The sequence below is a fragment of the Streptomyces sp. bgisy100 genome (assembly GCF_057709105.1).
Genome location: NZ_JBYITE010000002.1, coordinates 202,958 through 224,830, shown reverse-complemented (window position 1 = coordinate 224,830; position 21,873 = coordinate 202,958). Strand labels below are relative to the sequence as shown.

Annotated in this window: 20 protein-coding genes; 12 read left to right on the top strand and 8 right to left on the bottom strand. The window is 72.7% G+C overall.

Translation table 11 applies throughout. The annotated features are described in order from the left end of the window. Positions 1-5 precede the first annotated feature (5 nt). Positions 6-569: an arginine repressor gene (locus AC3EQ1_RS02490; RefSeq protein ID WP_432092632.1), complete on the top strand. Its 564-nt coding sequence runs from the start codon at positions 6-8 to the stop codon at positions 567-569. 106 nt (positions 570-675) lie between these two features. On the opposite strand, the gene AC3EQ1_RS02485 is transcribed toward AC3EQ1_RS02490, so the two are convergent. The 3 genes from AC3EQ1_RS02485 to AC3EQ1_RS02475 are packed head-to-tail and all read right to left on the bottom strand — an operon-like array spanning position 676 to position 3,318. Then, positions 676-1,449, bottom strand: a complete 774-nt coding sequence (locus AC3EQ1_RS02485) for an FAD:protein FMN transferase (protein WP_432092550.1) — start codon at positions 1,447-1,449, stop codon at positions 676-678. Continuing rightward, positions 1,446-1,931: an FMN-binding protein gene (locus AC3EQ1_RS02480; RefSeq protein ID WP_432092549.1), complete on the bottom strand. Its 486-nt coding sequence runs from the start codon at positions 1,929-1,931 to the stop codon at positions 1,446-1,448. Before AC3EQ1_RS02480 ends, AC3EQ1_RS02485 begins: the two co-directional genes overlap by 4 nt. Before the next feature lie 4 nt (positions 1,932-1,935). Beyond that, a complete protein-coding gene (locus AC3EQ1_RS02475; RefSeq protein ID WP_432092548.1) occupies positions 1,936-3,318 on the bottom strand; it encodes a ferredoxin reductase family protein in 1,383 nt (460 codons plus the stop codon). A 292-nt stretch (positions 3,319-3,610) separates the two neighbouring features. Here AC3EQ1_RS02475 and AC3EQ1_RS02470 point away from each other — a divergent pair, with 292 nt between their 5' ends. From AC3EQ1_RS02470 to AC3EQ1_RS02440, 7 genes are all read left to right on the top strand, one after another. Next, positions 3,611-4,804 (top strand): argininosuccinate synthase, encoded by a 1,194-nt coding sequence (locus tag AC3EQ1_RS02470; RefSeq protein WP_351509338.1) that lies wholly within the window; start codon positions 3,611-3,613, stop codon positions 4,802-4,804. A 100-nt stretch (positions 4,805-4,904) separates the two neighbouring features. Beyond that, complete coding sequence (gene argH / locus AC3EQ1_RS02465; RefSeq protein ID WP_432092547.1) at positions 4,905-6,362, top strand: argininosuccinate lyase; 1,458 nt, start codon at positions 4,905-4,907, stop codon at positions 6,360-6,362. Positions 6,363-7,020: 658 nt separating this feature from the next. Next, the gene (locus tag AC3EQ1_RS02460; RefSeq protein ID WP_432092546.1) at positions 7,021-7,227 is read left to right on the top strand and encodes a hypothetical protein; all 207 of its coding nucleotides are present in this window, start codon (positions 7,021-7,023) and stop codon (positions 7,225-7,227) included. 804 nt (positions 7,228-8,031) lie between these two features. After that, positions 8,032-9,015 carry an aldo/keto reductase gene (locus AC3EQ1_RS02455; protein ID WP_432092545.1) on the top strand — a complete coding sequence of 328 codons (984 nt, stop codon included), beginning with the start codon at positions 8,032-8,034 and terminating at the stop codon, positions 9,013-9,015. 404 nt (positions 9,016-9,419) lie between these two features. Further along, positions 9,420-9,971: a TetR/AcrR family transcriptional regulator gene (locus AC3EQ1_RS02450; protein WP_432092544.1), complete on the top strand. Its 552-nt coding sequence runs from the start codon at positions 9,420-9,422 to the stop codon at positions 9,969-9,971. Positions 9,972-10,036: 65 nt separating this feature from the next. Beyond that, a complete protein-coding gene (locus AC3EQ1_RS02445) occupies positions 10,037-11,602 on the top strand; it encodes an MFS transporter (RefSeq protein ID WP_432092631.1) in 1,566 nt (521 codons plus the stop codon). 452 nt (positions 11,603-12,054) lie between these two features. Further along, positions 12,055-13,332: an MFS transporter gene (locus AC3EQ1_RS02440; protein WP_432092543.1), complete on the top strand. Its 1,278-nt coding sequence runs from the start codon at positions 12,055-12,057 to the stop codon at positions 13,330-13,332. A 290-nt stretch (positions 13,333-13,622) separates the two neighbouring features. Here the strand turns inward: AC3EQ1_RS02440 and AC3EQ1_RS02435 are convergent, their stop codons facing one another. The 4 genes from AC3EQ1_RS02435 to AC3EQ1_RS02420 are packed head-to-tail and all read right to left on the bottom strand — an operon-like array spanning position 13,623 to position 16,815. Further along, a complete protein-coding gene (locus AC3EQ1_RS02435; protein ID WP_432092542.1) occupies positions 13,623-14,540 on the bottom strand; it encodes a 5-oxoprolinase subunit C family protein in 918 nt (305 codons plus the stop codon). Further along, positions 14,537-15,214: a 5-oxoprolinase subunit B family protein gene (locus tag AC3EQ1_RS02430; RefSeq protein ID WP_432092541.1), complete on the bottom strand. Its 678-nt coding sequence runs from the start codon at positions 15,212-15,214 to the stop codon at positions 14,537-14,539. The genes AC3EQ1_RS02435 and AC3EQ1_RS02430 overlap by 4 nt, the downstream gene beginning before the upstream one ends. Continuing rightward, on the bottom strand, positions 15,211-15,975 hold the full coding sequence (locus tag AC3EQ1_RS02425) for a LamB/YcsF family protein (protein WP_432092540.1): 765 nt from the start codon (positions 15,973-15,975) through the stop codon (positions 15,211-15,213). Before AC3EQ1_RS02425 ends, AC3EQ1_RS02430 begins: the two co-directional genes overlap by 4 nt. Before the next feature lie 45 nt (positions 15,976-16,020). Continuing rightward, entirely contained in the window at positions 16,021-16,815 is a 795-nt protein-coding gene (locus AC3EQ1_RS02420) for a putative hydro-lyase (protein ID WP_432092539.1), read from the bottom strand. A 327-nt stretch (positions 16,816-17,142) separates the two neighbouring features. On the opposite strand from AC3EQ1_RS02420, the gene AC3EQ1_RS02415 reads away from it, so the two are divergent. After that, positions 17,143-17,859, top strand: coding sequence for a GntR family transcriptional regulator (locus AC3EQ1_RS02415; RefSeq protein WP_432092538.1), 717 nt, complete (start codon positions 17,143-17,145; stop codon positions 17,857-17,859). Positions 17,860-18,108: 249 nt separating this feature from the next. Here the strand turns inward: AC3EQ1_RS02415 and AC3EQ1_RS02410 are convergent, their stop codons facing one another. Next, complete coding sequence (locus tag AC3EQ1_RS02410) at positions 18,109-18,777, bottom strand: lysophospholipid acyltransferase family protein (RefSeq protein ID WP_351509316.1); 669 nt, start codon at positions 18,775-18,777, stop codon at positions 18,109-18,111. A gap of 253 nt (positions 18,778-19,030) precedes the next feature. Between AC3EQ1_RS02410 and AC3EQ1_RS02405 the strand changes: the two genes are divergently transcribed. The 3 genes from AC3EQ1_RS02405 to AC3EQ1_RS02395 all read left to right on the top strand — a co-directional run bounded on the left by AC3EQ1_RS02405 (position 19,031) and on the right by AC3EQ1_RS02395 (position 21,827). After that, positions 19,031-20,176, top strand: a complete 1,146-nt coding sequence (locus AC3EQ1_RS02405; RefSeq protein ID WP_432092537.1) for a glycerophosphodiester phosphodiesterase — start codon at positions 19,031-19,033, stop codon at positions 20,174-20,176. A gap of 444 nt (positions 20,177-20,620) precedes the next feature. Then, positions 20,621-21,187 carry a sigma-70 RNA polymerase sigma factor region 4 domain-containing protein gene (locus tag AC3EQ1_RS02400; RefSeq protein ID WP_432092536.1) on the top strand — a complete coding sequence of 189 codons (567 nt, stop codon included), beginning with the start codon at positions 20,621-20,623 and terminating at the stop codon, positions 21,185-21,187. Between the two features lie 121 nt (positions 21,188-21,308). Beyond that, positions 21,309-21,827, top strand: coding sequence for a GNAT family N-acetyltransferase (locus tag AC3EQ1_RS02395; protein WP_432092535.1), 519 nt, complete (start codon positions 21,309-21,311; stop codon positions 21,825-21,827). Positions 21,828-21,873: the final 46 nt, after the last annotated feature.

Sequence of the window (21,873 nt, the reverse complement as noted above, 5' to 3'; positions counted from 1 at the left end):
CGACGATGACCGAGGCGCAGGACACGGAGAACTGGCAGGCCCCCCGGACGGAGTCCGGGGGAGGGCCGGCCGTGCCCCAGACCCGCACCGCCCGCCACCGGCGGATCGTCGACATCCTCAACCGGCAGCCGGTGCGCTCGCAGAGCCAGCTCGCGAAGCTCCTCTCCGACGACGGTCTCTCCGTCACGCAGGCGACGCTCTCCCGCGACCTGGACGAGCTCGGCGCGGTGAAGATCCGCAACACCGGCGGCGAGCTGATCTACGCCGTGCCGAGCGAGGGCGGCTTCCGCACCCCGCAGGCGCCGCTCGGTGAGTCGGCCAAGGAGGAGCGGATGCGCCGGCTCGCCGGTGAACTCCTGATCTCCGCCGAGGCGTCCGCCAACCTCGTCGTGCTGCGCACCCCGCCGGGGGCGGCCCAGTTCCTCGCCTCCGCGATCGACCAGGCGGAGCTGCACGTCATCCTCGGCACCATCGCCGGGGACGACACCCTGCTCCTCATCAGCCGGGACCCGGACGGCGGGCAGGCGCTCGCCGACCACCTGCTGAGCCTGGCTCAGAAGGCCCGCTGAGCGCCGGCCGTCGACGGCCCGCCGGGGGCACGCCCTGCGCGTCCCCGGCCTCGCGGGCCTCCGTGCCGCGGACCGTGGACCGCGCGCGTCACGCCCTCGCACGCCCTCAGGCGACGGGCGCGAACTGCCCGAACCCCGCGGTGCACCAGGTGCTCCCGTCCGCGGTGACGGCGAAGGCCTCCACGTCCGGCAGTTCCTCCAGCCACTCGCGGGATCCCGGGCCCCAGGCGAACGCCGCCGTCGCCCAGGCGTCCGCCGCGGTCAGTCCGCGGGCGAGCACCGTGACCGAGACGAGCCCGTGCCGGGGCGGGGAGCCGGTGTACGGATCCAGGATGTGACAGCCGCGCTCCGCCGTGCCGGACGTGGCCACGGCGAGTTCGCCCTCGCCCTCCACCACGGTCACGAACCGGCCCGGCTGGAGCGGGTCGCTGATCCCCACCCGCCAGGGGCCGCCCGGTTCGCGCCGGCCGCTCAACTGGATGTCCCCGCCGCCGTTGATGCAGGTGTCGGTCACCCCGGCCGCGGTCAGCAGCAGCGAGGCGCGCTCCACCGCCCACCCCTTGACCAGCCCCGTCGGATCGAGGCGGCCCCCGTAGCGGGCGTTGAACCAGCCGTGGCTGCGCGCCTCCGCGGACTCGCAGAGCGACAGCACCTCCGCGATCAGCGGATCGCACTCGGCCTGGGTCAGCTCGCCCCGGGACAGCCGGCTCAGCTCGCTCTCCGGCCGGTAGGTGGAGAAGAGCTCGTCCACCCGGTGCAGCCAGCGCGCCGCCGCCTCCACGGCCGCTCCGGCCTGGGCCGCGCCCTCCCCGCGGATGTCGAAGGAGAAGACCGTCCCCATGGCGTGTTCGACCCGGCGCACGCGCCGGAGGTCGGTCATCGGGCCTCGTCCAGGGCGCTCTGCAGGGATTGCCGGTAGCCCTGGCTGGTGTACGTGGCGCCCGAGACGGCGTCGATCTCCGCGCTCTGCGCCGCCACGGCCTCCTCACCCAGCCGGGGCACCGCCTTGGCGGTGATCTGTTTCGACTTCGGGCTGGACGACGGGGCCTGCGCGGCGGTCGCCGCGGTGATCCGGCCGCCCGAGAGGGTGATCCGGACCTGGACCGGCCCGTAGTCGGTGCGCACGGCCTTCCCGGTGACCGTCCGGGCGCCGCTCTCCCCTCCGGACGACGGCGGGGCCTGCCCGGCCTCCTGGCCCCCGGCGTTCCCGGGCTGCGCCGGGGCGCTCGCCTGCGCGGCGGGGGCTCCCGCCTCCGCGGAGGACCCCGGCAGTCCGGGGGCCTTGAGGGCCAGCAGCAGGACGACGCCGGACACGGTGGCCGCACTGGTCAGCAGAATGCGGCGGATCGGGTGCGTTCTCATGGGCTCACAATTCGAAGGACTCGTGGTGGATTCGGCGGGCCGGGACTCCGGCCTCGCGCAGTGCCGCATAGGACTCCTCGGCCAGGCCGGGAGGTCCGCACAGGTAGACGTCGTGCCGTTCGATGTCGGGCAGTACGCGGGTCAGGGACTCGGAGCTGATCTCCGGCCGTTCGCCGTCCGGGCCGTTGACGGCGTACAGCAGCCGTGCCTTGCGCGTCCGGGCGATGGCCTGGAGCTCGCCCCACAGCGCCAGGTCCTCCTGGCTGCGCGCCCGGTACAGCAGGGTCAGGTCGCCGGGGCCCGCGGGGATCGTCTCGAAGAGGGCCCGCATCGGGGTGATGCCTGCGCCACCGGCGATCAGCAGGACCTTGGTGCCCCGGCCGCGCTGCCGGCGGGCCGCCGTGAGGGCTCCGTAGGGGCCCTCCGCCCACACCCGGGTGCCCGGGCTCAGGCCGGCCAGGGCCGCGCTGTGGTCCCCGGCCTCTTTGACGGTGATCCGCAGCAGGCCCGAGGCGGGCGGCGCGGACAGCGAGTACGGGTTGGAGGTCCAGCGCAGCTCGGGGGCCAGGAAGCGCCAGCGGAAGAACTGTCCGGCCTGCGCGTCGAGTCGGTCCAGCCGTTCGCCGCGGATGATGACGGAGACGATCCCCGGCGCCTCCTGGACGGTGGACTCCACCCGCAGCCGGTGCCGGAGATTGAGCCGGACGGGGACGAGGACCCGGTACCACAGCACCAGCGCGGTGACCGTGCCGTACAGCGCGTACCAGGCGGTCTGCGCGGGGGGGACGGCGGCGAACTCGGAGCCGGTGGACAGCTGGTGCCAGAAGGCCAGGTACACCGCGGCGTAGGTCAGCAGGTGCAGGTAGTACCAGGTCTCGTAGCGCAGCCGCCGGCGGACGGCGGCGGCCGAGACACCGCCGATGACCAGCAGCAGGACCGTCCCGATCGTGGCCTCGATCATGTCGGGGTACTCCAGGACCACGGTGACGGTCTGTTCCACCAGGCCGGTGCCCGCCTCGACGGCGTAGCCCCCCAGGATCAGCAGGAAGTGGGCGAGGACCAGGAACACCGTGTAGCGGCCCGCCATCGCGTGCCAGCGGGCCACCCGGTCGGAGCCGATACGCCGCTCCAGCGCGGGGACCCGGGCCATCAGCGCGATCACCACGGCGGTGGAGTAGCCCGCCAGCAGTCCGGTGATCCGCCCGGCTCCGGTGAGCCAGTCGGCGGTGGCCGTCACGGCGCTGGTGCCCTGCCACCAGAGCGCCACCACGCCCGCCACCCCGGCCCACAGCACGGCCAACAGGGGTGTGGCGGGGGAGCGGCGTGGCCGCATCCGCGCTTCCGCCCGTCGTCTGGCGGCCCTGCCGCCCTCCTGAATCATCTGCATCGTTGCCACGGTGCCGCCCTCCCGGATCACCCCGGGACGGTTACGAGGCGCCGGGGCTCGCCCACTGGTACGCAACTCCGGGCCGGGTTGCTCATTCGGTTCCGGTTACGGGTGGCCGGCGGGCCCGAGGGCGGTCCGGGAACGGGCCGACGGCGGTCCGGGAACGGGCCCGCCGGGGCGTCCGCCGGGCGGGCCGACCGGACGGTACGACTCCGCGCGGGCCGACATTGACGAATCATGCAGAGGGCTGCATACTTATACCCATCAGCGTTTGCACCGTAAGGAGAAACCCGTGACCGAGCGCGTCGTACTCGCCTACTCGGGCGGCCTGGACACCTCCGTCGCCATCGGCTGGATCGCCGAGGAGACGGGCGCCGAGGTCATCGCCGTTGCCGTGGACGTCGGCCAGGGCGGCGAGGACCTGGACGTCATCCGCAAGCGCGCGCTCGCCTGCGGTGCCGTCGAGGCCGAGGTCGCCGACGCCAAGGACGAGTTCGCCGACGAGTACTGCCTCCCGGCGATCAAGGCCAACGCCCTGTACATGGACCGCTACCCGCTGGTCTCCGCCCTCTCCCGGCCGACCATCGTCAAGCACCTCGTCGCCGCCGCGCACAAGCACAACGCCTCGATCGTGGCCCACGGCTGCACCGGCAAGGGCAACGACCAGGTGCGGTTCGAGGCCGGCATCTCCTCCCTCGCGCCCGACCTGAAGTGCATCGCCCCGGTCCGGGACTACGCGATGACCCGGGACAAGGCCATCGCCTTCTGCGAGCAGAAGAACCTCCCGATCGCCACCACCAAGAAGTCCCCGTACTCCATCGACCAGAACGTCTTCGGGCGCGCCGTCGAGACGGGCTTCCTGGAGGACATCTGGAACGCGCCGATCGAGGACGTCTACGAGTACACCCAGAACCCGGCCACGCCCCGCGAGGCCGACGAGGTGATCATCACCTTCCAGGCGGGTGTCCCGGTCGCCATCGACGGCAAGCCGGTCACCGTCCTCCAGGCGATCCAGCAGCTCAACGAGCGGGCGGGCGCCCAGGGCATCGGCCGGATCGACATGGTCGAGGACCGGCTCGTGGGCATCAAGTCCCGGGAGATCTACGAGGCCCCGGGCGCGATCGCGCTGATCACCGCCCACCAGGAGCTGGAGAACGTCACCGTCGAGCGCGAGCTGGCCCGCTACAAGCGGCAGGTCGAGCAGCGGTGGAGCGAGCTCGTCTACGACGGCCTGTGGTTCTCGCCCCTGAAGCGCGCGCTGGACGGGTTCATCGCCGAGGCCAACGCCCATGTGTCGGGCGAGATCCGGATGACCCTGCACGGCGGCCGGGCCGTCGTCACCGGCCGGCGCTCCGAGGAGTCGCTGTACGACTTCAACCTGGCCACCTACGACTCGGGCGACACCTTCGACCAGTCCAAGGCGCAGGGCTTCATCGACATCTTCGGTCTCTCTTCGAAGATCGCCGCCAAGCGCGACCTGGCCTGACGGGGATCCACGCCGCCCCGCGGTACCGTCCGTACCACCGCCCGCCTCCCCGCCCCCGGTGGGGAGGCGGGCGTCTATCCCAGCCACGAGGAGCAGAGAGTTGAGCAACGGCGCGCAGTCGCAGGAGTCGCAGGAGAAGGCGTCCGGTGACGTCCGGCTCTGGGGCGGCCGGTTCGCCGACGGACCCGCCGAGGCCCTGGCCAAGCTGTCGGCGTCCGTCCACTTCGACTGGCGGCTCGCCCCGTACGACATCGCCGGGTCGCGGGCGCACGCCCGGGTGCTGCACAAGGCCGGGCTGCTGACCGCCGACGAGCTGGAGCGCATGCTCGCCGGGCTCGACCGGCTCGAAGCCGATGTCGCCGACGGCTCGTTCACCGGAACCATCGCCGACGAGGACGTGCACACCGCCCTGGAGCGCGGCCTGCTGGAGCGGCTCGGCCCCGACCTCGGCGGCAAGCTCCGCGCCGGCCGCTCCCGCAACGACCAGGTCGCGACCCTCTTCCGGATGTACCTCCGCGACCACGCCCGGATCATCGGCGGCCTGGTCGCCGACCTCCAGGCGGCGCTGATCGGCCTGGCCGAGGCCCACCCGGACGTCGCCATGCCCGGCCGCACCCACCTCCAGCACGCCCAGCCGGTGCTCTTCGCCCACCACGTCCTCGCGCACGTCCAGGCGCTGGGCCGGGACGCCGAGCGGCTGCGGCAGTGGGACGAGCGCACCGCGGTGTCGCCCTACGGGTCGGGCGCCCTCGCCGGGTCCTCGCTCGGTCTCGACCCGGAGGCCGTCGCCGCCGACCTGGGCTTCGAGCGCGGCTCCGCCGGGAACTCCATCGACGGCACCGCGTCCCGGGACTTCGTCGCCGAGTTCGCCTTCATCACCGCCATGATCGGCATCGATCTCTCGAAGATCGCCGAGGAGATCATCATCTGGAACACGAAGGAGTTCTCCTTCGTCACCCTCCACGACGCCTTCTCCACCGGGTCGTCGATCATGCCGCAGAAGAAGAACCCGGACATCGCCGAGCTGGCGCGTGGCAAGTCCGGCCGCCTGATCGGCAATCTCACCGGTCTGCTGGCCACGCTCAAGGCGCTGCCGCTCGCCTACAACCGCGACCTCCAGGAGGACAAGGAGCCGGTCTTCGACTCCTGCGACACCCTCGAGGTGCTGCTCCCCGCGTTCACCGGCATGATGGCCACGCTCACCGTCAACCGGGAGCGCATGGAGGAACTGGCGCCCGCGGGCTTCTCCCTCGCCACGGACATCGCCGAGTGGCTGGTCCGGCAGGGCGTGCCGTTCCGGGTGGCGCACGAGGTCGCGGGTGAGTGCGTCAAGGAGTGCGAGGCGCACGGCATCGAGCTCGACCAGCTGACGGACGAACAGTTCGCCGGGATCTCCCCGCACCTGACGCCCGAGGTCCGCACGGTGCTCAATGTGCCGGGCGCGCTCGCCGCGCGCAGCGGCCGCGGCGGCACGGCGCCGTCGGCGGTGGCCGCACAACTCGCCGAGGTCAAGGCCGATCTGACCCGGCAGCAGGAGTGGGCCGCGGCCAAGGGCTGACCGGCCGCGTCACGCGGCCGGTGACGGCCGCAGGGCCCCGTTCCGAGCGGTACGACCGCCCGGAACGGGGCCCGTTCCGTCCACCGGTTCCGGACCGCGCGGCGTTCTGCGCGGCACCCTCCCGTACGTCTTTCGCCGGGCCGGCTGCTCGTGCTCCCGCCCGTCCGTTCTCTTCTGTTCCTGTTCTGTTACGCACGGTCCGCACGGCACTTCCGGACCTGCCCCGGAGGGCTCCGCTCCGGCCGGGGTGCTGTGCGCCCCGGTACCCCCACGGACCGTTGCTCCGCGCGGAATTGCCTGGTCAGAGACCCGCTCAGCCCGGACGGCCCGCCTCCGTCCGGTCCGCCCACGACTCCGGGCGGACCACGGCGGTGCTGCTTGCGCCCCCTCCCCATTCCGGGCATGTCGCCGCCCGGTCACCCGCACGCACAGCCCCCCGAGCCCGCCGCCCGCGGAATTGGGGGGCCCATTGTCAGTGCCTCCCCTTAGAGTGAATACCAGTTGAGCACGGCAGCGCCACGGGCGGAATGCCAACGCCCGTGTCCGGTGCGGACGGGGGAGAAGTGTGTCCGTTGCCGGAGTCGTCATGTATGGGGGGGAGACAGTAATGAGGACGGGATACACGGTCACTGTTCAGGGAATTCTCGAAGGGGGAGTCATGGAAAGGCTTTTCGGTCGCACGGCCGTTGCGCGGCTGCTGAGAGGCGGGCTGTCCGGGGGTGCGGCGGCGCGGGCACTGTTCCCGGCGGCCGCGGCGGCGGCCGATGACCACCACGCGTCGTTCGCCGCGCTCGCCGGGGCGTCGGTGCAGGCCATGGCTCTGCAGAGCGGTCGAATGCTCGGCGGGCCGGTGCTGAGGACGTGAGGTGTGGCAGGGCTGCCGACTCACCGACGGGGTGGGCGGCCTTTCGTGACAAGCCGCATGGCGAGGGGGAAATGAAGCCTCCTGGACGGCCCGGGATCGAGGGCCTTCCGGGGGCTTCTCCATTTCTTCCCGAGGGGTCCGGGCATGGTGCGTGACGCCCCTGCGCATGGTGCGAATCGAAAAGGCTGAGAGTCTTTCCGTCGGTGGCGCACCATGCTCCGGGAAAGGGGCGCGTTGCGCGATCGAATTCGGTGCGGAAATAGCGAGCGCATCGCAATGACAACGGAAAGCCCTTTCTTCTGCCGGGCGTCACCGCTCATCGACGGCGAGGTTCGTCGGCGGCGGGCGCCGAACTCCCCAGCCGCGAGAGCCGAGTGGCCGTCCGCGCCGTGCCGTCGGCCCCGGTGGAACGCCCGGCGACCGTCCGTGGCGGACCGGCCGCCAGCGTCTCATGGGGCGAACGCCTACCACACGTGATTTTTGCGAGCGCTCCGGGGTGCAGTGTGACCATCCGGGACATCACGCACCAGGGGGCCGGTGCCACCACCGGCCGGCTCCCTCCCCTCGACGGCGTCGGTCGCGCGGCTCGGCGGCTCGGTCGCGCAGCGCTTCGGAATATCGCCGCGTGGGAGGTGCGGCGCCGGGGCGGAGTCGCCCCCGAGCGGCGCCACTCGGGCGCCCGCGCCCGGGTTCCCCGCTCCTGCTGCGACCCCGCGGAACGGCCCGCCACCTGCGGGGGAGGGCGCCGCCATCGGTTAACGTGACGGGCGAACCCACCGTCGGACAGCACGTCAGGGAGCCGGAATGGCATTCGCCCGCCGTGCCGGAGGTGCGGGAGAGACCGCGCCGACGGCCCGTATCGGACTCGGCCTCGCCGCCGTGGGCCGGCCCGGGTACATCAACCTCGGGCGCGACCGCGACCTTCCGGCGGAGCGCACGGTCGACGCCCTGCGCGAGCACACCCACGCCCTGCTGGACGCCGCGTACGCCCGCGGCGTGCGCTATTACGACGCGGCGCGCTCCTACGGCCGGTCCGAGGAGTTCCTCGCCGACTGGCTGCGCCGTCGCCCCGATGTCCGGGACGTGGTGGTCGGCAGCAAGTGGGGCTACACCTACACCGCCGACTGGCGCACCGACGCCGAGGTGCACGAGGTCAAGGACCACAGCGCGGCGGCGTTCGACCGCCAGTACGCCGAGACCCGGGCGGTCCTGGGGGACCGGCTCGACGTGTACCAGATCCACTCCGTCACGCCGGAGAGCCCGGCCCTGACCGACCGCGGACTCCATGAGCGCCTGGCCCGCCTGGCGGCGGAGGGCGTCACGGTCGGCCTGTCCACCAGCGGACCCGCCCAGGCCGACGCGATCCGCGCGGCCCTGGAGGTGACGGTGGACGGCGAACGGCTCTTCCGCAGCGTGCAGTCCACCTACAACGTGCTGGAGAGCTCAGCCGGCCCGGCGCTCGCCGAGGCGCGGGACGCGGGCCTCCACGTCATCGTCAAGGAGTCCATGGCCAACGGCCGGCTGGCCGCACCCGAGGTTGCGCCGTCCGAGGTGACCCGCATCGCCGAGCGGCAGGGGGTGGGGTGCGACACGGTGGCGCTGGCGGCGGTGCTGCACGAGCCGTGGGCCGGAACCGTCCTGTCCGGCGCGGCCACCCCCGGCCAGCTCGCCTCCAACCTCGCCGCCGCCGAACTCCGGCTGGACGACGGCGACATCGCCGCGCTCGCCGGGATCTCGGACGAGCCCGCCGCGTACTGGCGGCACCGGTCCCGGCTGCCGTGGACCTGATCCCCGGCGCCGGCCGCCGCGTCCACGAGGGCGCTCCGGCCGAACTCGCCGCCGCTCCGCTCGAAGTCCTCGGCTGAGGCGGAAGCCCGCCGCGGTGGTGCCCGGTGCTCGGAGGAGTTCCGGGGGCGCCCCTGCCGGATACCGGTCGTCCCCGCCGGCGCCGGGCCGAAGCGCGGCGACGACCTCCGCCCGGCCGCGCGCTCGTACCTGACGACGGGCCCCGGGCAACCTGCGGACGCCTCCGCACGTCATCACCTGAGGTTGCGCCCGGCCGTGAGAGCTGCGGCCTCATGCGCCGCCCCGACGGCACCTTCCGTCAGCCGAACGTCACACACTGCTGCCTCATCGGAGCCTTTTGAGTATCGAGTGAGACAATGATGTCTCATTCGGGTTAGAGTTGTCTCATGTCAGTCGATCGTGAACGGGTGCTGCGGGACGCTGCCGCCCTCCTCAGCCGCAAGGCGACCGCCTCCATGGACGAGATCGCCAAGGCCGCCGGCATCAGCCGGGCCACCCTCCACCGGCACTTCGCCGGGCGGGACGCCCTGGTCAAGGCGCTCGGCGGGCTCGGTGTGCGGCAGGTGGAGGCCTGTGTGACGGCGGCCCGGATCGAGGAGGGGGACCCGGTCGAGGCGGTGCGCCGGCTCGTCGCGGAGGCCGTTCCGGTCTCCGGATTCCTGGCCTTCCTCTACAGCGAGAACCAGCTGTTCGAGCCCGAGCTCATGGACGAGGGCTGGAACCGGATCGACGAGCGGGTCGGCGCCCTCTTCCGGCGCGGGCAGGAGCAGGGCCTGTTCCGTATCGACCTGACCCCCGCCTGGCTGACCGAGGCGCTCTACGCCCTGATCGCCGCCTCGGCCTGGACCGTCCAGGAGGGCAGAGTGGCGTCCAAGGACGCCGGTTACCTGGTCGCCGAGCTCCTGCTCGGCGGAATGATTCGGAGAGTGGAGCAGTGAGCAGCGAGACCGCCGAGCGTCTGTCGGCCTCGGGTACGACCGGCCGGAAGCGAGGGGGAGGCGCGATACCGGGCGGAGCGCCCGGACGCTGGATCGCGCTCGCCGTCCTGGTGCTTGCCGTGCTGCTGGTGGCGGTCGACGCGACCGTCCTGGGTCTGGCCACGCCGTTCCTCAGCGAGGACCTCCGCCCGTCCGGCACCCAGTTGCTGTGGATCGGGGACGTCTACTCCTTCGTCATCGCCGGACTCCTGGTCTCCATGGGCAGCCTCGGCGACCGGGTCGGGCGCAAGAAGCTGCTGCTGATCGGTGCGGTGGCGTTCGGCGGGCTCTCGGCGCTGGCCGCGTACGCCACCTCGCCCGAGATGATGATCGTGGCCCGGGGCCTCATGGGCGTCGCCGGCGCGACGCTGATGCCGGCGACCCTGGCGCTGATCCGCAACCTCTTCCCGGACCCCCGGGAGCGCAGCCTCGCCGTCGGCATCTGGGGCGCCATGGCGTCCGCGGGCGCGGCCGTCGGGCCGGTGGTCGGCGGATTCCTGCTGGAGCACTTCTGGTGGGGCTCGGTCTTCCTGATCAACCTTCCGGTGATGGCCGTCCTGGTGCTGGTCGGAGCCAAGCTGCTGCCCGAGTCCCGGAACCCCGACCCCGGCCCCTGGGACCTGCTCAGTGTCGCGCTGTCCCTCGTCGGCATGGTCGGCGTCGTGTACTGCGTCAAGGAGCTGGCGGCCCACGGGCTCCGCTGGGACGGTGTGGCCGCGGGGCTCGTCGGGGTCCTGGCCCTGGTGGTGTTCGCCCGGCGCCAGCTCACCCTCCGTGCGCCGCTGCTGGACATGCGGCTCTTCCGGAACCGGGGATTCTCCGGCGCGGTGCTGGCGGACCTGCTCACCGTCCTGGGCCTCTCCGGTCTGGTCTTCTTCCTCTCGCAGTTCTTCCAGCTCGTGCAGATGCGGGGGCCGTTGGAGGCTGGGCTCGCCGAACTGCCCGCCGCGGTGGGAGCGGTGTCCGCGGGACTCGTCGCCGGAACCCTCGCCCGGCGCTTCTCGGTGCGGATCGTGGTCGCGGGCGGGCTGGCCGCGGTGGGCCTCGCGCTCGCCGTGCTGACCCTGCTGGACGTGCGGGCGGGCTACCCGATGCTCGGCGCGGCGCTGCTGGTGGTGGGCATCGGTGCGGGCTTCTCCTTCACCGTCACCGCGGACGTGATCCTCTCCAGCGTGCCCAAGGAGCAGGCGGGCGCGGCGTCGGCCGTCTCCGAGACGGCGTACGAGCTCGGCGCGGCCCTGGGGATCGCGCTCCTCGGCTCGGTGGTCACCGGCGTCTACCGCGGCTTCACCGCCCCGGCGGGGGTGCCGGAGACCGTGTCGGCCACGGCCCACGAGTCGCTGGGCGGCGCCGTGGAGGTGGCCGCGGGGCTGCCGGGCGGTGTGCGGAGTGCGCTGCTGTCGTCGGCGCAGGAGGCCTTCGTCGACGGACTGCGGATCGCCGCCGGCCTCGGCGCCGTGGTGCTCCTGGCGACCGCCGCGGCGGCCTGGTTCCTGCTGCGGGGCCAGAAGCTCGAGGACGGCGAGCGGGACGCGACCGAGGGCGACGGCCACGAGCCGGAAGCCGCTCCGGCCGCCGGAGCGGAGGTCTGACGGCACCGTCCCGCCGAGGGTGCCGAGCTCGCTGCGCAGGCGGCGGGAGTCGGGAAGCAGGAGTCGGGAAACGGAGTGCGGCCCCGGCCGCCCCTCAAGGCATCGAGGGGCGGCCGGGGCCGTTTCCACTCGGGCCGCCCGTCCTCTCCCGCGCCGCAAAGGGCCAGGTCGGACGCCGTGCCGGTCGTCGCGGGGGCTTCGTCGGCCCCGGCTGGGCGCTCCCCGTTTCCGGCGCGTTGCGGAGGCCGTGACACAACCGATGCCGAGGAAATCTCTCCCGAACTCTTGAGGGATCGTTCAACGATATCTACGTTGTCTCCCATGCCAGGATGCATGTCGACGGCCCGCCGCCGGTGTCCCGCGTCGGCGGGGCCACGGCGTCCGCTCCGTCCGTTCGTCGGCGCGGCGCGGCATCCGTCCTGGACTGCCGTCCTTCCCCTGTGAGGTGCCCTGTGACAGCCACACCCACCAGCTCCCCGCCCGTCGCCGACGAGGTGACCGGCCGCCTCGGGTGGTACCGGTCCTTCACGCCCCAGGGCCGACGCGCCTTCAAGGGGGCCTTCGGCGGATTCGCCCTGGACTCCTACGACTTCCAGGTGCTGCCGCTGAGCATGGTCGCCATCGCGGCCTACTTCGGCCTCACACAGGCGCAGACGGGCCTGCTGACCACGGTCACCCTGCTGGTGTCCGCGTTCGGCGGCATCCTCGCCGGGGTCCTGATCGACCGGGTCGGCCGGGTCCGGACGCTGATGATCACGGTGGGCACCTACGCCGTCTTCACCGTGCTGTGCGGCTTCGCGGTCAACTACCCGATGCTGCTGGTCTGCCGGGCCTTCCAGGGGCTCGGCTTCGGCGGTGAATGGGCGGCCGGCGCGGTCCTGGTGGCGGAGTACGCCCGAGCGCGATACCGGGGCAGGGTGCTGGCCTTCATCCAGAGCTCCTGGGCGGTCGGCTGGGGCCTCGCCGTCATCGTCTCGACGGTCGTGATGGACACCGTCGCGCCCGATCTCGCCTGGCGGGTCATGTTCTTCACCGGCGCGCTGCCGGCCCTGCTGCTGCTCTACCTGCGCCGCAACGTCAAGGACGCCCCCGCGGTGGCCGAGCGCCTGGCCAAGGAGAAGACCCGCCTCCCGCTGTCGGCGATCTTCCAGGGCGACCTGGCCCGCAAGACGTTCTTCGCCTCGCTCCTCGCCACCGGTGTCCAGGGCGGGTACTACACCATCGCCACCTGGCTGCCGACCTACCTCAAGGCCGAGCGGGGCCTCACGGTCGTCGGCACCGGCAGCTACCTCTTCCTGCTCATCACCGGTGCGTTCTGCGGCTATCTGACCGGCGGGTACGTCACCGACTTCCTGGGCCGCAAGAAGTCCTTCGCGCTGTTCGCGGTCCTCAGCGCGGGTCTGCTGATGGCCTACATCAACATCCCCGCGGGCTCCAACACCCTGCTGCTGTTCCTCGGGTTCCCGCTGGGCTTCTGCTCGTCGGCCATCTTCTCCGGCTTCGGCTCCTTCCTCGCCGAGCTGTACCCCGGCACGGTCCGCGGCACCGGGCAGAGCTTCACGTACAACGTGGGCCGCGCGGTCGGCGCGTTCTTCCCCACGGCCGTCGGATTCTCCGCGGGCAGCGCGGGGGTGGGCGGTGCCCTGGTCTACGGAGCGATCGGCTATGTGATCGCGCTGGTGGCCCTGCTGGGCCTGCCCGAGACCCGGGGCCAGGAACTCGAAGCGTAGGAGCCGGAGCCCGCTCGGACTCCTCACCGGGGCCGGCGCCTCCCACCGCAGGCACGTCGCAGGCCTTCCGTCCACGGAAGGTCTGCGACGGCGTGCGACATGACACGGCACGCGACAACGTGTGCTGAAATCCCGTGCTGAGCCGGGGAGTCGGCGCCGCACCGGAGGAATCACCGGCCGGAGAAATCCACCGGCCGGAGAAATCCACCGGCCCGGTGGGCCGCGGTCTCACCCGTGGCCCCCGGGCCTCATGTCTGTTGCGTCGTCGGGGTCCCCTCGGTCCGGTCCCCTCAGCCCCGCCCCGCCGCAGCGGACGCCGTTCGGGGCGCGGCCGACGGCCGGCGCCGTGACGCCGTCACGAAGCGCACGGGCAACCCCGGTACGGCCTGCGCGGCGGCGGCGAGATGCGCCTCGGGAACCACCCCGATGACCGGATAGCCGCCGGTCGTCGGGCAATCGGCGAGAAAGACCACGGGCTTGCCGTCGGGCGGCACCTGGACCGCGCCCAGCACCATGCCCTCGCTGGGGAGTTCGCCGGGCCGCGCCCGTTCCAGCGCCGGCCCCTCGGTGCGCAGCCCGATCCGGTTGCTGCGCGAGGAGACGGTGAAGCGCACCGAGGTGAAGGTGTGCCACGCGGCCGGGGTGAACCAGTCGTCGCGCGGCCCCGGCAGGACCGGCAGCACCAGCTCACGCGGCGGCGCCTGCCACAGGGCGATGTCGGCGGGGACGGGATGCCCGAACGGCCCGCCCAGGGGCAGGGTGTCCCCGTCCGCGAGCGGCGGCGGGCCGGTACCGGAGAGCAGATCGGTGGACCTGCTGCCCAGCACCGGTTCCACCGCGATGCCGCCGCTGACCGCCACATAGCTGCGCAGCCCCGCCGACGCGGCGCCGACCTCCAGCACCGCTCCGGCCGGCAGCCGCACCGGAGCCGCCCAGGGCACCGGCCGGCCGTCGACCCGTACCGGCGCCGGAGCCCCGGTCACGGCGGCCATGACGGGACGGGTGGTGCGCAGGGCGACCCCGGTCATGGTCGTCTCCAGGGTCGCCGCCCCGGGGTCGTTGCCCACCAGCCGGTTGGCGAGCCGGTGCGCGGGCTGGTCCAGGGCGCCGGACCGCGGCACTCCGAGGGCCGCGTGACCGAAGCGCCCCAAGTCCTGGACGGTGGTGAGGGCACCCGCCCGGAGAACGTCGAGCCCGGCCCCCGTCATGACGGCCCCGCAGTCCGCGCGGGCGACCGCGCGGCCCCGGATTCCGCACCCGGCCGCGCCGGGTCCTCCGGGACGAACCGCACCCGGGTACCGGGCGTCAGCAGCGCCGCCGGGTCACGGCTGACGTCCCACAGCCGGAGCCCGGTGGTGCCGATCAACTGCCAGCCGCCGGGGGAGGAGCTGGGATAGACGCTGGTGTACGGCCCCGCGAGGGCGACGGACCCGGCGGGGACGGAGGTGCGCGGGGTGTCCCGACGGGGCACGTGGTACTGCTCGGGAAGCCCGGTCATGTAGCCGAAGCCTGGCGCGAACCCGCAGAAGGCGACCCGGTGTTCATGGCTCGCGTGCACCTCCGGCACCTCCTCCGGCGCCACCCCCCACAGCGCGGCGACGGTGGCGAGGTCCGCACCGTCGTAGCGCACGGGGATCTCCACCAGCGGGCCCTCGTCCAGGGTCAGCGGCGGTACCTGCCACCGCGGGAGCTCGGCCGCGAGCCCGTCCGGGGCGTCGACGCCCCGGAGCAGCACCGTCTGCGCGGCGGGCACGATCTCCCGGACGCCGGTCAGCTCTCCCTCCGCGCCGCGCCGCCGCAGCTCCGCGTACAGCGCCTGCGCCTGCTCCGCGCCATCGAGGTCGACCAGCAGCGAGTCCTCCCCGACCGGGATCACCCTCATGCGAAGGCCTCCACCCTGACCCCGGCCTCCTCCAGCGCCTGCCGGACCCGGCGGGTGAGGGCGACGGCTCCGGGGGTGTCCCCGTGCACGCACAGGGACCGGGCCCGGACCGCGACATCGGTCCCGTCGAGGGCGCTCGTCCTGCCGTCGAGGGCCAGGGAGAGCGCCGTCGCGGTGATCCGGTCCGGATCGGTGACGACGGCCCCCGGCTGCCGCCGGGACACCAGGGTGCCCTCGGCGGTGTAGGCCCGGTCGACGAACGCCTCGGCGAAGGTCCGCAGGCCCGCCTCCTCCGCGGCGGCGTGCAGGGCCGAGCCGGGCAGGCCGAGCACCGGCAGCGTCGGATCGGCGTGCCGCATCCCCGCGACGACGGCGGCTGCCTGCTCCCGGTCGGTGACGACCCGGTTGTACAGCGCGCCGTGCGGCTTGACGTAGACGACGTCCGCACCGGCGGCCCGGGCGAACACCTGGAGGGCGCCGATCTGGTAGGTGATCTCGTCGGCGAGCTCGTCCGGCGGCACGTCCATCGCCCGCCGGCCGAACCCGGCCAGATCCCGGTAGGAGACCTGGGCCCCGATGCGTACGCCGCGCTCTGCGGCGAGATCGCAGACCCGCCGGATGGTGCTGGGATCGCCCGCGTGGAACCCGGTGGCGACATTGGCGCTGCTGACGATCGACAGCAGGGCCGCGTCGTCGGTGAGAGTCCACCGTCCGAAGTTCTCACCCAGGTCGGCGTTGAGGTCGACGACTGTGCCTGACATCGCTTTTCGTTCTCCCGAGGGTCTCGGACCGGTCCTCACGACCGGTCACGCTATGCGGTAGTCCGTGTCCCGTGCGTCGGTGATGAACATGTACCCGGGTGCGTGAGTGATGGCGAACGGCGGGCGGGAGGCCATCAGTACGGCCTGCGGGGTGACCCCGCAGCCCCAGAAGACCGGGACGTCGCCCGGCGCGGCGGAGACCGGATCGCCGAAGTGCGGCCGGTCCAGGGCGTCGATGCCCAGGGCCGCCGGGTCGCCGGTGTGCACCGGGGCACCGTGCACCCCGGGCATCAGCGCGGTCGCGCGGACCGCGGTGTCCACCAGATCCGCGGGCACCGGCCGCATGCTGACCACCATCGGGCCGCGCAGCCGCCCCGCCGGACGGCACTCCACCGTGGTCCGGAACATCGGGACGTTCCGCCCCTGTTCCACATGGCGCAGCGGCACCCCCGCCTCGGCCAGCGCCGACTCGAAGGTGAAGCTGCACCCGATGAGGAAGGTGACCAGGTCCGGCCGCCACCGGTCCACGACCCGGTCCGGCTCGTCGACGAGTTCGCCGTGCTCCCAGACGCGGTAGCGCGGCAGATCGGTGCGCAGGTCGGCTCCGGGCGCGAGCGGTGTGGAGTGGCCTCCCGGGTCCGTGACGTCGAGGACCGGGCAGGCGGTGGGGTTGCGCCGGCAGAACAGCAGGAACTCGTCCGCCCAGTCCTGGGGGAGGGAGACCAGGTTGACCTGCGTGTACCCGGTCGACCAGCCAGTGGTGGGCGCGGCCGCGCCGTCCCGGAAGAGGGCGCGGGCCCGTTCCGGCGTGAGTGCTCCGGGGGCGGCGATAGCGGTCATCACGTTCCTCTGCTCTCGGAAGGGCACGGCCTCTCGGAAGGACACGGCCGTTGCCCGGGGTGCCGCCGTCGGTCCGCGGTGCGGTCCGGAGGCGGCCCGGGCCCGGTACCGGTCCGCCGGGCTGTAACGGCTGGCAGGTCACCGGCCCGGGGTCGGGCGCGAGGTGAGGATGCCGCCGTGGTCGGCAGCCGCATCTCATGGTAGTTATCGTTGAACGATCCGACAAGAAGTCTGTTGCCTTGTTCTCACCCGGGCCACCTAGAATGCGCAGCGGAGCGGTGTGGACCGCACCGGTGACGAATGGGCCCTCTCCGAGAGGAACAGACCGTGGGAACCGAGGTCGATCCGGCGGCGCTCGCCGGTGACCGTGCCCTGCTGGGCCGCACCAGCACCGCCGAACGCGTGGCGGACATCCTGCGGACGCGGATCGCCGAAGGTCTTCTGCCACCGGGCAGCAAGCTCTCCGAGGAGGCCATCGGCGGAGCCCTGGGCATCTCCCGCAACACCCTCCGCGAGGCGTTCCGGCTGCTCACCCACGAGCGGCTGCTCACCCACGAACTCAACCGGGGTGTCTTCGTCCGGATCCCGGCGGTCAAGGAAGTCGTCGACATCTTCCGGGTGCGCACGCTCGTGGAGTGCGCGGTGATCCGGAACCTGGGTGCCCCGCCGTACCAGCTCAAGGCGGCCGAGGCCGCCGTCGCCGAGGGGGAGCGGGCCGCCGAGGCCGGGTCCTGGCTCGACCTGGGCACCGCCAACATCCACTTCCACCGCGACCTGGTGGCCCTCGCCAACAGCCCGCGCACCGACGAGCTGATGCAGGGCATCCTGGCCGAACTGCGCCTGGTCTTCCACATGATGGACAACCAGCGCAGCTTCCACGAGCCGTACCTGGCACGCAACCGGCAGATCCTCGGCGCCCTCCGCACCGGCAACCCGGTCAAGGCGGAGCAGCTGCTGGCCGCGTATCTGCAGGACGCGGAGACCCAGATCGTGCAGCACTACGCACAGCGCATCGCCGGCACCCGCAAGGGCGCCGAGGAGTAGGGGAGCGGCCGCCCCGCCGTGGGGCGGGGCCGGCGCCGGGATACGACGGGGCGGCCGGTGCGCCGGGCGGCGAGGTGCGTGCCCCGGCCGGTATGCGACGCGGGCCGGAGTGCGACACGGGTCCGTACACGACGAGGCCCCCGCCTCGGGCGGGGGCCGGTCAGGTGTCGGTGCCGCGGCCGGGACCGCGGCGCGGAGTCGGGACGGGCCCTGACGGGCCGTCGGCGCTCCGGCTGCCGCGCGCGGAGGCTACGCGGCCTTCGCCTTGGTGGCGTAGATGTCCACGTACTCCTGGCCCGACAGCCGCATGACCTCGCTCATCACCTCGTCGGTCACGGCCCGCAGCACATAGCGGTCGCGGTCCATGCCGTCGTAGCGGGCGAAGTCCAGCGGCTCGCCGAAGCGGACGGTCACCGGGCTGATCCGGGGCAGGCCCTTGCCGCCGGGCTGCACCTTGTCCATGCCGATCATCGCGAACGGGACCACCGGGGCACCGGTCATCAGCGCCAGCCGGGAGACGCCCGTCCGGCCGCGGTAGAGGCGGCCGTCGGGGGAGCGGGTGCCCTCCGGGTAGATGCCGAAGACCTTGCCCTCCTCCAGGACCCGGCGGCCGGTCATCAGCGCCGCGACGCCGCCGCGCCCGCCGTCCCGGTCGACCGGGATCATGCCGGAGGTGGTGAAGAACCACGCCATCAGCCGGCCCTTGACGCCCTTGCCCTTGACGTACTCGTCCTTGCCGATGAAGAAGACCTGCCGCTTCACGGTGAGGGCCAGGAACATGGAGTCGATGAAGGTGACGTGGTTGCCGGCGAGGATCACCGGACCCGACTCCGGGATGTGCTCCATGCCCTCGACCTTCGGGCGGAACAGGACGCGCATGAGCAATCCGAGAAACGCCTTGAGCATGATGCGGGACAACGGGCCCTCCGGTCGTGGTGGTCGGCTGGTGCACCCACGGGGAACCAGTTCACCGTACGAGTGCGCAGGTGAGGACGATACTCGCGGGTCAACCACGATCGCACGTCGGGTTCACCCGACTGATACGTGTTGTTGACGTCTGTTACTCCTGCGTTCTGCGGGGTGCCTCCCCTGCGAAGTGCGGTGCCGCATACGATCATCCGAAGTTTTTCCGTAAGGACTTGATCGCAGCCGATCACATCGAGGAGTGCTCATGCAGCAGGAGATGCAGCCGGGGCGGCGCGCCCTCCTGGGGGTCGCGGCCCTCGGCGCGGGAGCGGCCGTTCTGGGCGGAGCCGGGACCGCCGCGGCCGACGGACGGGCGACGGACCGCGGCGTCCGCGGTCTCCCGGTGCCCACGGTCATCGGCCACCGGGGCGCCAGCGGCTACCGTCCGGAGCACACCCTCGGCTCGTACCAGCTCGCGCTGGACCTGGGGGCGGACATCATCGAGCAGGACCTGGTGCCCACCAAGGACGGGCACCTCGTCTGCCGGCACGAGAACGACATCACCGCCACCACGGATGTCGCCGACCACCCCGAGTTCGCCTCGCGCAAGGCGACCAAGAAGGTCGACGGCAAGAGCCTCACCGGGTGGTTCACCGAGGACTTCACCCTCGCCGAGCTGAAGACCCTGCGCGCCAAGGAGCGCATCCCCAAGACGCGCCAGCACAACACCCTCTACGACGGACGCTGGGCCGTACCGACCTTCCAGGAGGTCCTTCGCTGGGCCGACGAGCAGGGCCGGCGCCGCGGCCGGCCGGTGTGGCTCTACGTCGAGACCAAGCACCCCACCTACTTCCGGAAGCTGGGCCTCGGTCTGGAGGAGCGGCTCGCCAAGCTGCTCCGGGCGCACGGCCGGCACCGGAAGGACTCGCCGACCTTCCTGCAGTCCTTCGAGCCGAGCAGCATCCAGCGGCTGCGCAAGCTGGTGTCCACCCCGAGCATCGTGCTGCTGGACGCCGCGGACACCCGGCCGTACGACTTCGTCGAGGCGGGCGACCCCCGCACCGTCGCCGACCTGGTCAAGCCCGAGGGCCTGAAGTGGATGGCCGGCTTCACCGACGGCATCGGCCCCTGGCTGAACCTGATCATTCCTCAGGACGCCAAGGGCAACCTCGGCAAGGAGACGACGCTGGTCAAGGACGCGCACGCGGCCGGGCTGCTGCTGCACCCGTACACCATGCGCAACGAGAACAGCTTCCTGCCCGCCGACTTCCGGCGCGGCACGGACCCCAACGCCTACGGGGACGCGTTCGGGGCGTTCAAGCGGTACTTCGAGACCGGGATCGACGGCATCTTCTCCGACAACTGCGACACGGCGCTGCTCGCCCGGGACGCCTTCCTCGGCAAGAGCTGACCCGGGGGGCAGTGCCGACGGGCGCCACGGGGCGGCGGGGGCCACCGGGGACAACCGGAATCCGGTTGCCGCCCCGGTCCGCGGGCCCTCGGCGCCCGTGGCCCGGCACCCTGCCGGAGGTCACCCGCCGCGTCGGACGTCACCATCCGGCACCGGTCACCACGGCCACCGGTCACCACGGCCACCGGTCACCACGGCCACCGGTCACCACGGCCACCGGTCACCACCGGAACCGGTCACCACCGGAACCGGGCCCCGAGGACCGCGCTGTCCTCGGGGCCCGGTGGCGGTGCGCCTTCCTCCGGTCTCTCCCGGAACAGCCGCCCCTCGCCGGAACGTGACCGTCCCCTGGAAGCCCTGCGTACGACACCGGGCCCCGACACGGACGGGTGAGCCGGTCCGCGCGGTGAAACCGGCGCGCACGCCCCGGATGTCCCGCCCGGTATGACATCCAGCGATCTGCTCATCGCCCTGCGCCCGCTGCTCGCCGCCGAGGCCGCGGCCGAGGCGTACGGCACCGGAGTCGAGCCGGCGGATCTCGAACAGAGCGTCTGGGTACGGCTGCTGGAGCGCAGCCGGCAGGCCGGGCCGCCCGCCGCCCCGGCCGCGTGGCTGCGGGCCGCCGTGCGCACCGAGGGACGGCTCGCCCGGCGACGGGCGCTGCACGAGGTCCCGTACGGGGCGGCCGCTCCCGCCGGACACCGGGTCGCCGGCACCGGCGGGCCCGCCGTGGAGCGGGCGGCGGACCCGTCCCCCGGGGTCGAGGACCGAGTGCTGGTGGCCGAGACATGCCGGGCGGTGCGTACGGCCGTGGCCCGGCTCCCCGGGCGCTGCCCGGGGCTGCTGGCTGCGATGTTGTCGCCGAAAGACCCCACGTACCGCGAAGTCGCAGGTGAGTTGGGTATCTCACAAGGGAGTTTGGGGCCGACGCGTTCCCGATGCCTTGGATGTTTGCGCAGAATGCTCCTGGCGGAGGTTGCGGCTCCCGAACTTCGGGGAAAGGAGCGTTAGCCGACCGGCGCCACGGAGGCGGCGTGCACCCCACGGCGGCTCCACGGAAGGGCCAACGGCCCGGGCGCGGCCAACCACCCTCATCGCGCCCGGACGGACCGACTAGGGGAGGCATGCGCACATGGGCATGAGCGTGACCATCTCTGCGGCGACCGAGCACGACGCCGAGCAGATTCTCAAGCTCCAGTACCTCTGCTACCAGAGCGAGGCGGCACTTTACGGCGACTACACCCTCGAACCCCTGACCCAGTCCCTGGACGCCCTGCGGGCCGAACTGGGCCGGGGCTGCGTGCTCGTGGCCCGGCTCGGCGAGGAGGTCGTCGGCTCGGTGCGCGGCACGGTCGACGGGGACGGCACGGCGGGCATCGCCCATCTGATCGTGCATCCGCGGATGCAGCGCCACGGTCTGGGCGGACGGCTGCTCCGGGCGATCGAGCAGCGGCTCTCCGGGGAACTGGAGGCCAAGCGGTACCGGCTCCTCACCGGCCACCGCAGCGAGGGGAATCTGCGGCTCTACCGCCGTTGCGGCTACGCGCCCGTCTCCACCGAGCAGATCTCCCGGAAGCTGAGCATGGTCACCCTGGAGAAGACGGTCACCCTGGAAAAGGATGTGGTACCGGACCTCGTCGCCAGCGCCTGAGCGTTCCCCGGGCCCGGGCATGGGCATGGGCATGGGCACGGGCCCG

What these genes read in the sequence shown, in the direction of transcription:
- AC3EQ1_RS02460 (WP_432092546.1), top strand. Translation starts at nt 7,021, where the DNA reads ATGGAAAGGCTTTTCGGTCGCACGGCCGTTGCGCGGCTGCTGAGAGGC.
- AC3EQ1_RS02435 (WP_432092542.1), bottom strand. Translation starts at nt 14,540, where the DNA reads ATGACGGGGGCCGGGCTCGACGTTCTCCGGGCGGGTGCCCTCACCACC.
- AC3EQ1_RS02450 (WP_432092544.1), top strand. Translation starts at nt 9,420, where the DNA reads ATGTCAGTCGATCGTGAACGGGTGCTGCGGGACGCTGCCGCCCTCCTC.
- AC3EQ1_RS02425 (WP_432092540.1), bottom strand. Translation starts at nt 15,975, where the DNA reads ATGTCAGGCACAGTCGTCGACCTCAACGCCGACCTGGGTGAGAACTTC.
- AC3EQ1_RS02405 (WP_432092537.1), top strand. Translation starts at nt 19,031, where the DNA reads ATGCAGCAGGAGATGCAGCCGGGGCGGCGCGCCCTCCTGGGGGTCGCG.
- AC3EQ1_RS02455 (WP_432092545.1), top strand. Translation starts at nt 8,032, where the DNA reads ATGGCATTCGCCCGCCGTGCCGGAGGTGCGGGAGAGACCGCGCCGACG.
- AC3EQ1_RS02430 (WP_432092541.1), bottom strand. Translation starts at nt 15,214, where the DNA reads ATGAGGGTGATCCCGGTCGGGGAGGACTCGCTGCTGGTCGACCTCGAT.
- AC3EQ1_RS02475 (WP_432092548.1), bottom strand. Translation starts at nt 3,318, where the DNA reads ATGCAGATGATTCAGGAGGGCGGCAGGGCCGCCAGACGACGGGCGGAA.
- AC3EQ1_RS02480 (WP_432092549.1), bottom strand. Translation starts at nt 1,931, where the DNA reads ATGAGAACGCACCCGATCCGCCGCATTCTGCTGACCAGTGCGGCCACC.
- AC3EQ1_RS02490 (WP_432092632.1), top strand. Translation starts at nt 6, where the DNA reads ATGACCGAGGCGCAGGACACGGAGAACTGGCAGGCCCCCCGGACGGAG.
- AC3EQ1_RS02485 (WP_432092550.1), bottom strand. Translation starts at nt 1,449, where the DNA reads ATGACCGACCTCCGGCGCGTGCGCCGGGTCGAACACGCCATGGGGACG.
- AC3EQ1_RS02395 (WP_432092535.1), top strand. Translation starts at nt 21,309, where the DNA reads ATGGGCATGAGCGTGACCATCTCTGCGGCGACCGAGCACGACGCCGAG.
- AC3EQ1_RS02420 (WP_432092539.1), bottom strand. Translation starts at nt 16,815, where the DNA reads ATGACCGCTATCGCCGCCCCCGGAGCACTCACGCCGGAACGGGCCCGC.
- AC3EQ1_RS02400 (WP_432092536.1), top strand. Translation starts at nt 20,621, where the DNA reads ATGACATCCAGCGATCTGCTCATCGCCCTGCGCCCGCTGCTCGCCGCC.